The following is a 12859-nucleotide window of genomic DNA, read 5'->3' as shown; positions in this document are numbered from 1 at the left end:
GAAGGGACGGCATGTACGGCTTTATCTGGCGGCATCTGCCGGGGAACGCCTGGGTGAAGGCGCTCATCTCACTCGTGCTGGTCGCAGCTGTGGTCTACGTCCTCTTCCAGTACGTCTTTCCGTGGGCCGAACCGCTGCTTCCCTTCAACGATGTGACGGTGGACAACCAGTGAGTGCGCGGATTCTCGTCGTCGACAACTACGACAGCTTCGTCTTCAACCTGGTCCAGTACCTGTACCAGCTGGGCGCCGAGTGCGAGGTGCTGCGTAACGACGAGGTGTCGACGGGGCACGCCCAGGACGGATTCGACGGCGTCCTGCTGTCGCCGGGCCCCGGCACCCCCGAGGAGGCGGGCGTCTGCGTCGAGATGGTGCGCCACTGCGCCGCCACCGGCGTCCCCGTCTTCGGTGTCTGCCTCGGCATGCAGTCCATGCAGGTGGCGTACGGCGGTGTCGTGGACCGCGCGCCCGAGCTGCTGCACGGCAAGACCTCGCTGGTCGAGCACGAGGGCAAGGGCGTCTTCGCCGGGCTGCCCTCGCCCTTCACGGCGACCAGGTACCACTCGCTGGCGGCCGAGCCGGCGACGGTCCCGGCCTACCTCGAGGTGACCGCGCGGACGCACGACGGCATCATCATGGGCCTGCGCCACCGTGAGCTGCCCGTCGAGGGTGTGCAGTTCCACCCCGAGTCGGTGCTGACGGAGCATGGCCACCGGATGCTGGCCAACTGGCTGGTGGAGTGCGGCGACCATGGCGCGGTGGCGAGGTCGGCGGGGCTCGCCCCGGTGGTGGGCAGGGCCACGGCGTGACGGCCCTGCGCCCCGAGCGGGAGTCCGGTGCCGCCTATGGGGAGTCCTTCACGGACTCGCCCGGCGACACCCGTGACACCGGCGACCAGGGGACCTCGTACGGGCAGCAGCCGTACGAGGGCTCCGGCGTGCTCGAGGGCTGGTACGACAGCGCGTCCGCGTCGTACGACACGGGCGCGGCCGAACCGTACGTACCGCCGCCCGACGAGGAGACCGTCGCCCTGCGGATCCCCGACTCACCGACCCGCGGAGCCGCCAGCGAGTCGATATCGGCTGGGTCCGCCTCTGACGCCTCCTCCGTCACCTCTGCCACTGGAGGGACCCCGGGTGGCCGTGCGGCCCGCAGAAAGGCCGCCAAGCGCCGCCACGGGCGCCATGGGGGCACGCCGGAGCCCCAGACGTCCTCCGAGTCGGCGGAGGACGGCAAGCCCCTCTCCCGTCTGGAGGCCCGTCGGCAGGCGCGGGCGCGCAAGCCCGGCGCGGCCGTCGTCGCCAGCCGGGCGATCGGTGAGGTGTTCATCACCACCGGTGTGCTGATGCTGCTGTTCGTCACCTACCAGCTGTGGTGGACGAACGTCCGGGCGCACGCGCAGGCCGACAAGGCGGCCAGCAGCCTGCAGGACGACTGGGCGAACGGCAAGCGGAACCCGGGCACCTTCCAGCCGGGGCAGGGTTTCGCGCTCCTGCACATTCCGAAGCTGGATGTGGTGGTGCCGATCGCGGAGGGCGTTAGCAACAAGAAGGTGCTCGACCGGGGCATGGTCGGCCACTACGGCGAGGGCGCGCTGAAGACGGCGATGCCCGACGCCAAGACCGGCAATTTCGGGCTCGCGGGCCATCGCAACACGCATGGTGAACCGTTCCGGTACATCAACAGGCTCAAGGCGGGCGACGCGATCGTCGTGGAGACGCAGAACGAGTACTACGTCTACAAGATGGCGTCGATGCTGCCGGTGACGTCCCCGAGCAACACGAGTGTGCTGGACCCCGTCCCGCCGGGATCGGGTTTCACCGAACCGGGCCGCTACATCACCCTCACCACCTGCACGCCGGAGTTCACCAGCAAGTACCGGTTGATCGTCTGGGGCAAGATGGTCGAGGAACGGCCGCGCAGCAAGGGCAAGCCGGATGCGCTCGTCAGTTAAGGGCAGATGACCAGTGGCAGCGACCACCGAGCACCAAGAGCACACCGACACTCCCGGACCGGCGCCCGCTCCGCGCCGCCGTGGCATGGGCCGGATCGCCATGGCGGTCAGTGTCTTCGGTGAACTCCTCATCACGGCGGGCCTCGTGCTCGGCCTGTTCGTCGTCTACTCGCTGTGGTGGACGAACGTCCTCGCCGACCGCAAGGCGGACCAGCAGGGCGACAAGGTCCGCGACACCTGGGCCCAGAAGGACACCGGTCCCGGCGCGCTGGACACCAAGGACGGCATCGGCTTCCTGCACGTCCCCGCGATGAAGAGCGGCGAGGTCCTGGTCGAGAAGGGCACCTCGGCGAAGATCCTGAACGACGGCGTCGCCGGCTACTACACCGACCCGGTCAAGGCCACGCTCCCGACGAGCGGCAAGACCGGCAACTTTTCCCTCGCGGCCCACCGTGACGGCCACGGCGCGCAGTTCCACAACATCGACAAGCTGAGGAAGGGCGACCCGATCGTCTTCGAGACGAAGGACAAGTGGTACGTCTACAAGGTCTACGCGACCCTTCCCGAGACCTCGAAGTACAACGTCAAGGTCCTGTCGGCGATCCCCAAGGAGTCCGGCAAGAAGAAGGCGGGCCACTACATCACGCTGACAACTTGCACGCCGGTGTATACGTCCAAGTACCGGTACATCGTGTGGGGGGAGCTGGTGCGGGTGGACGATGTGGACAGTGCGCGGACGCCGCCGAAGGAGCTGGGCTGACTGACCCACTTGCAGGGGGTCAGTCACCTAGCATGGCGAAGGCCCGAAGCCGCAACTACCCTTTGCGGCTTCGGGCCTCTTTGGCGTGGCGCCTATCGCAGGGCTTTGAGGCGTACTCCGGCGCTCCACTCCTCCAGCTCGTCTCGGTTCACAGTGACGACACCGCTGAGATCAGCGATCGCCTGAGCTTCGCTGCTGAAGTTGCAGGTGGCGACGAACAGAGCGACGTCCATGTGGCCGACGGCTCGTGCGGCGCCGGCGAACTTCTGCATGTCGGCGCTCGGGACGGACCAGCGGCCGGCCCGGTTCTTGCACTGGACGGCGACGGTTCGTCCGTCGGCTGTGCGTGCGGTGATGTCGATGCCTCGGTCGGTGCGGGCCTGCCGTACGACGACGTCTGTACAACCGTCCCGGCGGAGCAGCTCGGCGACGTGATGTTCGAACGCCTGCCAGGTCATGGCCTTGATGGATGCCCGGACTTGATCCCTCGGCACTTCTCCTTCCAGGCTGCGGATCCGTCGGTGGTGCCAGCACAGCTTGCGCTCGACGTTCTCGATGTCGTCGCGAAGCGCGATGAGTTCGCGGCGGTGCTCGCCAGCGGTTGCGATCAGGGCGTTGAACATCGGCACGACGGTCTTGCCGAGGACGTGCGTGATGCGCTGGTCGATGCGGTCGTCGAGGGAGACGACGTCCGTGGGGGCCGGGTTTTCCACAGGCTGTGTCCGCGCCAGGTACTCCATGTCCAGGAGGTACACACGCACCTGACGTGCGACTTCGCTGTCGCGGAGCAGCATAGCGACGTTGAGGACAGCGCGGCGGGAGAAGAGTGCTAGTGATGGTGTGCGCGACTGAATCCCACTGAGCGCCTTGAAGGCGCTCAGTTCTGTACCTGTCAATACGTGGTAGCCGTTGGACTCCAGCTCGGCCCTGTGATCGATCACCAGAGAGCGGATGGCTTTGACTCGTACCTGGAAGTAGGCCGCCACCATCGCCGTCGTTACGTGCATCCCATCCGGCAGCAGCGACAGTGCCTTGACTCTGTCGAGTACGTCTGTGCGGTCCAGCACGCTGTCGCGCAAGGTCTTCGACTCCAACAGCGCTGAATCGTTGATCACGGTCTGCCCGTCTGTTCGCGGTGTGGTCGAATGGCCGGGGCAGAGTTCCTATTCCCCACCCCACCCGATCAACGAGTCGTCGTACATGAAGACACGATCGATGTACGTACGGGTGTGCGATGGGCTGGGTGATGTGTTCTGCGAGACGAGCTGGTATTGGTACATGGCTTGGGGTGAATTGGTCTGCGTCGAAAAGGTCGCCAGCAGGCGGACACCATTGGAGGGGCTCCGTCAGTGATCCACGGGGCCGCTCGCCTGCTGGCGTCGGCTGGGCCGGTGACACGAGCTGGCGTCATCGACCGCGGGTACGGGAACTGTTGAATCCGGTCGATCTCCCCATGCCGCTCAAGCTCACCGAGGGCCGAACGTGCAATCGCCGGGTGCGGTCCGAATAGTGCGCCTGCGCCCCCGGTGCTTATGTGAGGACGCAGGCGCGGCTCACCGCGACGGTCACGGCGCGCAGTTCCACAACATCGACAAGCTGAGGAAGGGCGACCCGATCGTCTTCGAGACGAAGGACAAGTGGTACGTCTACAAGGTCTACGCGACCCTTCCCGAGACCTCGAAGTACAACGTCAAGGTCCTGTCGGCGATCCCCAAGGAGTCCGGCAAGAAGAAGGCGGGCCACTACATCACGTTGACGAGTTCGCTCCGGTGTTCGCCAGCAGTGGCGATCAGGGCGTTGAACATGGGGACGACTGTCTTGCCGAGGATGTGAGTAATGCGTTGGTCCATGCGGTCGTCCAGCGAGACGACGTCCGTGGGGACAGTGTTTTCCACAGGCGGCGTGCGCGCCAGGCGCTCCGTGTCGAGGAGGGACACACGTAGCTGACATGCGACTTCGCTGTCGAGGAGGAGCATGGCGATGTTTAGACAGCGCGGCGCGGGTAAAACGTGGTGCTCGACCGAGGCTGTGGATAACCTCCGGGAAAGCGTGACAGGACGTCATGCTTAAATTCTGCGAGGTCAGCGCCCTGGAGTGTCACCATTCCATTGCACGACAGCTCGTCGGTGCCGTGCTTTGAGCTGACGGATCGCCTCAACAGTGACCCGAAGTAAGCCGACACCATGGCCGTCGTCACATGCATCCCGTCCGGCAGCAGCGACAACGCCTTGACTCTGTCGAGTCCGTCTGTGCGGTCCAGCACGCTGTCGCGCAGGGTCATTGATTCAGTAGTACCGAATCGTTGATCACGTTCTGCCTTTCCATTCGTGGTGTGGCCGTATGGCCAGGGCAGAGCTCCGACACCCCACTCCATCCGATCAGCGAGTCGTGACATGTGAAGACACGATCTATATGCGTAGAGGCATCCGGTGCCGAGAATCAAAACAGAGCCCCGGCACTCTGATCAGGGTGCCGGGGCTCCGCCGTTTGGACGCGGTGTCAGTCCTCTGTGCGGGCCGCCGTTCCGGTGGTGCCGCCGAAGAGGCCGCCGTTGTCGTTCCCGCCGTTGCCGTTGCCACCGTTGTTGCCGCCGAAGCCCACGGTGGTCAGGGTGATCGTCGTGTCGGCCGGGTCGTCGACCTCGGTGCCCGGCGGCGGGTCCTGCTGCTGCACGAATGCGGTGTCGCTCTGGTCGCCGCCGTCAGCGAACTGGATGTCGGTGAAGCCCTGCGCGTTGAGGGTCTGCTTGGCCTGGCCCACGTTCTGTCCGATGACGCTCGGGACCTGGGTCTTCTCCACCTTCTGGCCGATCTGGATCTGCACCGGCGAGTTCTTGTCGATCGGGGTGTTGGCCGACGGAGTCGTACCGATGACCTTGCCGACCTGCGAGTCGTCGTCGGTCGGCGTATCGACGCAGTTGCCGACGAGGTTGCTCGCCGCCATCTGTGCCTTGGCGGCGTCACAGGACTGGCCCAGGACGTCCGGGACGGTCTCCTTCTCCTCCGCCTTGGCGACGATGAGGGTGATCGTGGAGCCCTTCTCCACTTCCTTGCCCTTGATCGGGTCCTGGTCGAGGACGGTGCCCGGTTCGTCCGAGGACTCCCGCGTCTCCGTCTTGACGTTGAACTGGTAGTCGTCGGTTTCCAGCTTGGCCTTGGCGTCGTCTTCGCTCAGGCCGATCACGCTGGGCACGGTCACCTTGGGTGCGCCGGTCGAGACCACGAGGTTGACGGCGGAGTTCTTGTCGACCTTGGTGCCCTGCTTCGGATCCGTCGAGCAGACCCTGCCCTTGGGCTGCTCCTCGCAGGGCTGCTGCGCGACCGTTCCCACCTTGAGGTCGCTGTTCGTCAATTGCGCCCTGGCATCGTCTTGGGTCTGGCCGACGAGGCTGGGCACGGGAACCGTGCTGTCGGTCACCCCGCCGCTCGCGAAGATCCACCTGCCGATCAGGACGGCACCGACCAGCACCAGTATGCCCGCCACGACCAGCAATATCGTCGAGGTGTTCGACTTACTCTGGCGGCGTCGATCGGGGCGGTCGTCGTAGCCGAAGCCGCCCTCGTCCGGGGGCATGGGGGGCATCATCGTCGTGGCGCCGGCGCCGCCCGCGCCGGCGCGCAGGGCCGTCGTGGGCTGGTCGTCGGGGTAGCCGCCGTAGCCCACGGAGCCCATCGCGGCCGTGGCCGCGACCGGCTGGCCGTCGAGGCAGGCCTCGATGTCGACGCGCATCTCGTCGGCGGACTGGTAGCGGTAGTTCGGGTCCTTGGTGAGCGCCTTGAGGACGATGGCGTCCATCTCGGACGTGATCTCGGGGTCGAAGACGGACGGGGCCTGCGGCTCCTCCCGTACGTGCTGGTACGCGACCGCGACCGGGGAGTCGCCCACGAACGGCGGGCGGACCGTCAGGAGCTCGTAGAGCAGGCAGCCCGTCGAGTAGAGGTCCGATCGCGCGTCGACCTGCTCGCCCTTCGCCTGCTCCGGGGAGAGGTACTGGGCGGTGCCGATGACCGCGGCCGTCTGCGTCATCGTCATGCCGGAGTCGCCCATGGCGCGGGCGATGCCGAAGTCCATCACCTTGACCTGGCCGTTGCGCGTCAGCATGACGTTGGCCGGCTTGATGTCGCGGTGGACGATGCCGTTGCGGTGGGCGTACTCCAGGCCCTGGAGGATGCCGATGGTCATCTCCATGGCCCGCTCCGGCAGCAGCTTGCGGCCGGAGTGGAGGAGTTCGCGCAGCGTGGAGCCGTCTACGTACTCCATGACGATGTACGGGATCGAGACCCCGTCGATGTAGTCCTCGCCCGTGTCGTAGACCGCCACGATCGCGGGATGGTTGAGTGAGGCGGCCGACTGGGCCTCCCGGCGGAACCGGGCCTGGAAGGACGGGTCGCGCGCGAGGTCCGCGCGCAGCGTCTTCACCGCCACGGTGCGGCCGAGGCGCGTGTCATGCGCGAGGTAGACCTCGGCCATGCCACCACGGCCGAGCACGTGGCCCAGCTCGTACCGGCCGCCGAGGCGACGCGGCTCTTCCATAGCTTCCTACCCAGCCCTCTCCGTCGGTCCCGACCGCCATGCTCGTGCGGTCGGAGGCTGCCGTCCGGGCCTACCGTACCCGGCTCGCTTTGTATGACCTGGCCAAGCCCGCAACCCGATACAGGACCGGTATCGCAACGTGCACCGATGTGAAGGCGACGTGACGGGGCTCTCACTTCTTGCTGTTGATGACCGCCTCCATCACGCTCTTCGCGATGGGCGCCGCGAGGCCACCGCCGGAGATGTCGTCCCGGACGGCGTTCTCGTCCTCGACCACCACGGCCACGGCGACCGGCGAGCTGCCGTCGCTGAGCTTGGCGTACGAGATGAACCAGGCGTAGGGGTTCTTGCTGTTGTTCTCGCCGTGCTGGGCGGTGCCGGTCTTGCCGCCCACGGTGACATCGCCGCCGATCTGCGCGTTCTTGCCGGTGCCGTCCTTGACGACCGTCTCCATCATCGACTGCAGGATCTGGGCGTTCTTCGAGGACAGCGGCTGGCTCAGCTCTTCGGGCTCGGTCTGCTCGATGGTGTCGAGGCTCGGGGCCTGGAGCTTGTCGACCATGTACGGCTTCATCAGCTTGCCGTCGTTGGCGACGGCCGAGGCGACCATGGCCATCTGCAGTGGGGTCGTGGCGGTGTTGTACTGGCCGATGGAGGACAGTGCCGTCTGCGACTGGTTCATGCCCTCGGAGAAGACCGAGGCGCTAGAGCGGACCGGCGTGAACTGCTCCTCGGTGAAGCCGAACTTCTTGGCTTCCGCCAGCATCTTGTCGTTGCCGAGGTCGGAGCCGACCTTGCCGAAGACGGTGTTGCAGGAGTACTGCAGGGCTACCCGGAGCGTGGCGTCCTTGCAGGGGATGTTCCCCTCGTTCTTCAGCTCGGTCGTGGTGCCCGGCATGGTCCAGGGCAGCGGCGAGTTGGTCTTCACGTCCGCGCCGTCGTACAGGTTGTTCTCCAGGGCGGCGGCCGCGGTGACGACCTTGAAGGTCGATCCCGGCGGGTAGACCTCGCGCAGTGCCCGGTTCAGCATCGGGTCGTTCGGGTTGTTCTTCTTCTGTAGCTTCTTCCAGGCCTCGGCGTCCGCGTCGCTGCCCCCGGCGATCGTGGAGGGGTCGTACGACGGGTAGGAGGCCAGCGCCAGAATCTTGCCCGTGGACGGCTCGATGGCGGCGACGGCGCCCTTGCCGCGCTTGGCGAGGCCTTCGTACGCGGCCTTCTGCGCGGCGGCGTTGAGGGTGGTGACGACATTGCCGCCCTCCTTCGCCTTGCCCGTGATCATGTCGAGGGTGTTGCGGAAGAAGAGCCGGTCGTCGGTGCCGGCGAGGATGCCGTCCTCGATGGACTCCAGCTGGTTGGCGCCGTACGCCTGCGAGACGAAGCCGGTCACGGGCGCCCACATGGCGCCGTTCTCGTACGTGCGCTTGTACTTGAAGTCGCCCGAGGTTGTCGCGGCGTGGCCGGTGATCGGGCTGCCGCCGACGATGATGTCGCCACGGGGTGTGGCGTAGCGCGCGATGAGGACGCGGCGGTTCTTGGGGTCCTCCTTCAGGTTGTCGGCCTGGACGTACTGGAGCCAGTTGTCCCGGATGAGCAGGGTGAGGACGAGGAGGCCGCAGAAGATCGCGATCCGGCGCAGGGGCTTGTTCACGGGCGGACCACCTGGGTCATCTCGGCGTCGGGGTTCGGAGCGGGGGCGGGCGCCGGGCGGCGGGCGGTGTCGCTGATTCTCAGCAGGATGCCGATCAGCGCCCAGTTGGCGATGACGGAGGAACCGCCGTACGCCAGGAACGGCATCGTCATACCGGTCAGCGGGATCAGGCCCATGACGCCGCCGGCCACCACGAAGACCTGCAGCGCGAACGCGCCGGACAGGCCGACGGCGAGCAGCTTGCCGAACGGGTCGCGGGCCGCGAGGGCGGTGCGCACGCCGCGCTCCACGATCAGGGCGTAGATCAGCAGGAGCGCCATGATGCCGGCCAGGCCGAGCTCCTCGCCGAAGGTGGCGAGGATGAAGTCGGAGTTGGCGGCGAAGCGGATGAGCTCGGAGTGGCCTTGGCCCCAGCCGGTGCCGAGGGTGCCACCGGAGCCGAACGCCCACAGCGCCTGCATCGCCTGCTCGGAGTGGCCCGCGACGCCCTGCTGGCTGAGCGTGTACTCCCGCATCGGGTCGAGCCAGGCATCCACACGCTGCTGGATGTGCGGTTCGAAGGAGGCGACGCCGACGGCGCCGACCGCGGACATCAGCAGACCGAAGACGATCCAGCTGGTCCGCTCGGTGGCGACGTACAGCATGATGACGAACATTCCGAAGAACAGCAGCGACGTACCGAGGTCGGTCTCGAAGACCAGGATCAGGATCGAGATCATCCAGACGACGATGATCGGACCCAGGTCACGGCCGCGTGGCAGGTACAGGCCCATGAAGCGGCGGCTCGCGAGGGCGAGGGCGTCGCGCTTCACCATCAGGTAGCCGGCGAAGAAGATCGCCAGCACGATCTTCGCGAACTCACCGGGCTGGATGGAGAATCCGGCGACGGAGATCCAGATCCTGGCGCCGTAGATGTTCTGGCCGAGGCCCGGCACCAGGGGGAGCAGCAGCAGGAAGAGCGCGCCCACCATGGAGATGTAGGTGTAGCGCTGCAGGACGCGGTGGTCCTTGAGGAAGATCAGCACCACGACGAAGAGGGCGATGCCCATCGCCGTGTACAGCAGCTGCCGCGGCGCGGCCGTGCCAGCCTGCTCGATCTGCTGGAGCAGCTTCGACTGGTCCAGGCGCCAGATGGCGACGAGCCCGAGCCCGTTGAGCAGCGTGGCCAGCGGCAGCATCAGCGGGTCCGCGTACGGCGCGAACTTGCGTACGACGAGATGGCCGACGCCGGCGAGCAGGCCGAGTCCCACGCCGTAGCTGAGCAGGCCGGTCGGCACCTTGTCGTTGATGGCCAGGCCCACGTTGGCGTAGGCGAAGACGGGGATGAGGACGGCGAACACCAGCAGGGCGAGTTCGGTGTTGCGTCGGCTCGGTGCTCCGATCGCGCCGATCGTGGACGTGTGGTTCGTCGCCGATTGCGATGTATTCGTACTGCTCATCGTGTGACAGGGCCTCTCACGGCTTGGCTACTGCTTGTCGCACAGCGAGACGACCTTCTGCTCCTGGTCGGAGAGGCTGGGGCCGGGGCTGGGAGTGGGCGCGGTCGTGGACGGGTCGGGCGAGTTCGGCGCCGATGGGTTCGGCGTCGGTGTGGCCTTGGACGTCAGTGAGGCGGGTGTGGTTCCCGTGGTGCCGCCGGCTTCGCCCTCGCCGGTCCGGGCGTTCTTGTCGCTCTCGGCCGACTGCCGTTCGACTTCCTTCTTGCACGCGGAGGCCTGGACCGACAGCTCGGAGATCTTCGACTGGGCGTCCTTCAGCCCGCCCTCGGCGATCGTCGCCTTGACCTGCTTCTGCATGTACGTCGGCAGGTACTTGAGTTCGATCTCGGGGTGGTCCTTCTGCACTTTCGACAGCGAGACCCAGGCGAGGTCCTGGCTGATGCCCCGGTACAGGGCGACGTGCTCGCCGTTGGTGCCGACGTAGTACTGCGTCTGCGTCCAGCGCCAGCCGCCGTACAGACCGCCGCCCACTACGGCGAGGGCGAGAGCGGTGTAGAAGGATCTTTTCAGCCACTTGCGGCCCTTGCGGGGTTTGACGAAGTCGTCGTCGCCGTAGTCGCCGAAGCTGCCCGCGGGGATGTAGCCGGTGGTGTCGCCGGAGCCGGGCGGGCCGAACTCGCCGCCGCCCTGTCCGTGTCCCTGGCGGCCGAGTCCGGAGGCGCGGCCGGCGGGGGTCTGCATGATGCCGTTGTCGTTCAGCTGGTGCTGGTTCTCGGCGACCGCGCCGACCACGACGGGGGTGTCGGACAGCTGCCCGGCGAGGGTGTCCCCGGTGTCCAGGTCGAGGACGTCGGCGACGATGACCGTGATGTTGTCGGGGCCGCCGCCGCGCAGTGCGAGCTGGATCAGCTCCTGCACGGTCTCCTGGGGGCCCTGGTAGCTGGCGAGGGTGTCTTCGAGGGTCTGGTGGGAGACCACACCGGACAGGCCGTCGGAGCAGATCAGGTAGCGGTCGCCGGCGCGGACCTCGCGGATGGAGAGGTCGGGCTCGACGTGGTCGCCGCTGCCCAGCGCGCGCATCAGCAGGGAGCGCTGCGGGTGGGTGGTGGCTTCCTCTTCGGTGATGCGTCCCTCGTCGACCAGGCGCTGGACCCATGTGTGGTCCTGTGTGATCTGCGTCAGGACGCCGTCGCGGAGCAGGTACGCGCGCGAGTCGCCGACGTGCACGAGGCCGAGGCGCTGGCCGGTCCACAGGAGGGCGGTGAGGGTGGTGCCCATGCCCTCCAGCTGCGGGTCTTCCTCGACCATGGCGCGCAGCTGGTCGTTGGCGCGCTGTACGGCCGTACCGAGCGAGGTGAGGATGTCGGAGCCGGGGACGTCGTCGTCGAGCGCGACGATGGTGGAGATGGCCTCGGAGGAGGCGACCTCGCCGGCTGCCGCGCCGCCCATGCCGTCGGCGATGGCGAGCAGGCGCGGACCGGCGTATCCGGAGTCCTCGTTGCCTTCCCGGATCATGCCTTTGTGCGATCCGGCGGCGAAGCGCAGTGACAGACTCATGCGCACCTCGCCCGTCGGCTCCGGGTACATCCGCACGGTGCCCACCCTCCGGTCGGGAGCGCGCCGGGGCCCGGGGTGAGGGCCGCCGCTGCGTGCTCGCTCCGCTCGCTCATTGTCGTACTACTTCCGCAGCTCGATGACGGTCTTGCCGATGCGGATCGGCGCGCCCAGCGCAATGGGTGTGGGGGTCGTCAGCCGCGTTCGGTCGAGGTACGTGCCGTTGGTGGAGCCCAGGTCCTCGACGATCCACTGGCCGTCGCGGTCCGGATAGATCCTGGCATGACGGCTGGAGGCGTAGTCGTCGTCCAGCACGATGGTGCTGTCGTGCGCCCGGCCCAGCGTGATGGTCTGGCCCTGGAGCGCGACGGTGGTGCCGGTGAGTGTGCCCTCCGTCACCACCAGCTTGGTGGGGGCGTTGCGCCGCTGCCGGCCGCCGGCGGCCTGCTGGCGCTGCTGCGGGGGCGCGGCCTGGCGGGCGGCCTGCTGCGGGCGTGCGTTCTCGCGCCGCGAACCGCGCTGGGTGACGCGCGTACCGAACAGGTCGCTGCGGATGACCTGCACGGCCACGATCACGAACAGCCACAGTACGGCCAGGAAACCCAGCCGCATGACCGTGAGGGTCAGCTCTGACATTGCCCCCGCTTCACCCTTCGGCTTGCCGGTAAATGATGGTGGTACTGCCCACGACGATCCGCGAGCCGTCGCGGAGCGTAGCGCGGGTGGTGTGCTGCCCGTCCACCACGATGCCGTTGGTGGAACCGAGATCCTGGATCGTCGAGGGCGTTCCGGTCCGGATCTCGCAGTGCCGGCGGGAGACGCCGGGGTCGTCGATCCGCACGTCGGCTTCGGTGCTGCGGCCCAGCACGAGCGTCGCGCGGGAGATCTGATGGCGGGTGCCGTTGATCTCGATCCAGTAGCGGGTGCGGCCGCCGGCCGCGGGTGCGGCCGGGGGCCGCTGTCCGCGAGCGG

The 12859-nt window shown here is 67.3% G+C and carries 11 protein-coding genes and 1 pseudogene; 5 read left to right on the top strand and 7 right to left on the bottom strand.

The annotated features are described in order from the left end of the window. Positions 1-11 precede the first annotated feature (11 nt). Genes CLM62_RS46510 through CLM62_RS46495 form a run of 4 tightly spaced genes read left to right on the top strand, consistent with a single transcriptional unit; the run spans position 12 to position 2713 of the window. Positions 12-173, top strand: coding sequence for a hypothetical protein (locus tag CLM62_RS46510; protein WP_172629235.1), 162 nt, complete (start codon positions 12-14; stop codon positions 171-173). Continuing rightward, positions 170-808, top strand: coding sequence for an aminodeoxychorismate/anthranilate synthase component II (locus tag CLM62_RS46505; RefSeq protein ID WP_095755958.1), 639 nt, complete (start codon positions 170-172; stop codon positions 806-808). The genes CLM62_RS46510 and CLM62_RS46505 overlap by 4 nt, the downstream gene beginning before the upstream one ends. After that, entirely contained in the window at positions 805-1953 is a 1149-nt protein-coding gene (locus CLM62_RS46500; protein WP_095755957.1) for a class E sortase, read from the top strand. Before CLM62_RS46505 ends, CLM62_RS46500 begins: the two co-directional genes overlap by 4 nt. A 13-nt stretch (positions 1954-1966) precedes the next feature. Then, positions 1967-2713, top strand: coding sequence for a class E sortase (locus CLM62_RS46495; RefSeq protein ID WP_095755956.1), 747 nt, complete (start codon positions 1967-1969; stop codon positions 2711-2713). A 92-nt stretch (positions 2714-2805) separates the two neighbouring features. Here CLM62_RS46495 and CLM62_RS46490 read toward each other — a convergent pair whose 3' ends face one another. Further along, on the bottom strand, positions 2806-3828 hold the full coding sequence (locus CLM62_RS46490) for a restriction endonuclease (RefSeq protein WP_095755955.1): 1023 nt from the start codon (positions 3826-3828) through the stop codon (positions 2806-2808). Between the two features lie 433 nt (positions 3829-4261). Between CLM62_RS46490 and CLM62_RS46485 the strand changes: the two are divergent. After that, a pseudogene (locus tag CLM62_RS46485) lies at positions 4262-4507 on the top strand (sortase domain-bontaining protein); the annotation flags it as partial. Positions 4508-5212: 705 nt separating this feature from the next. Here the strand turns inward: CLM62_RS46485 and pknB are convergent. From pknB to CLM62_RS46445, 6 genes are all read right to left on the bottom strand, one after another. Then, complete coding sequence (gene pknB, locus CLM62_RS46475; RefSeq protein WP_095755954.1) at positions 5213-7246, bottom strand: Stk1 family PASTA domain-containing Ser/Thr kinase; 2034 nt, start codon at positions 7244-7246, stop codon at positions 5213-5215. A gap of 172 nt (positions 7247-7418) precedes the next feature. Continuing rightward, a complete protein-coding gene (locus CLM62_RS46465; protein WP_095755953.1) occupies positions 7419-8894 on the bottom strand; it encodes a penicillin-binding protein 2 in 1476 nt (491 codons plus the stop codon). Continuing rightward, positions 8891-10333: an FtsW/RodA/SpoVE family cell cycle protein gene (locus tag CLM62_RS46460; RefSeq protein WP_095755952.1), complete on the bottom strand. Its 1443-nt coding sequence runs from the start codon at positions 10331-10333 to the stop codon at positions 8891-8893. Before CLM62_RS46460 ends, CLM62_RS46465 begins: the two co-directional genes overlap by 4 nt. A gap of 27 nt (positions 10334-10360) precedes the next feature. After that, entirely contained in the window at positions 10361-11920 is a 1560-nt protein-coding gene (locus tag CLM62_RS46455; RefSeq protein ID WP_179382517.1) for a Stp1/IreP family PP2C-type Ser/Thr phosphatase, read from the bottom strand. A gap of 90 nt (positions 11921-12010) precedes the next feature. Further along, entirely contained in the window at positions 12011-12523 is a 513-nt protein-coding gene (locus CLM62_RS46450) for an FHA domain-containing protein (RefSeq protein WP_095755950.1), read from the bottom strand. Positions 12524-12533: 10 nt separating this feature from the next. Next, positions 12534-12859 (bottom strand): FHA domain-containing protein (locus CLM62_RS46445; protein ID WP_143659283.1); only part of this gene is annotated, 326 nt, incomplete at its 5' end.

This window comes from Streptomyces sp. SA15, from assembly GCF_002291145.1.
Lineage (GTDB): Bacteria > Actinomycetota > Actinomycetes > Streptomycetales > Streptomycetaceae > Streptomyces.
This window is presented reverse-complemented; position numbering and strand designations above follow the sequence as displayed.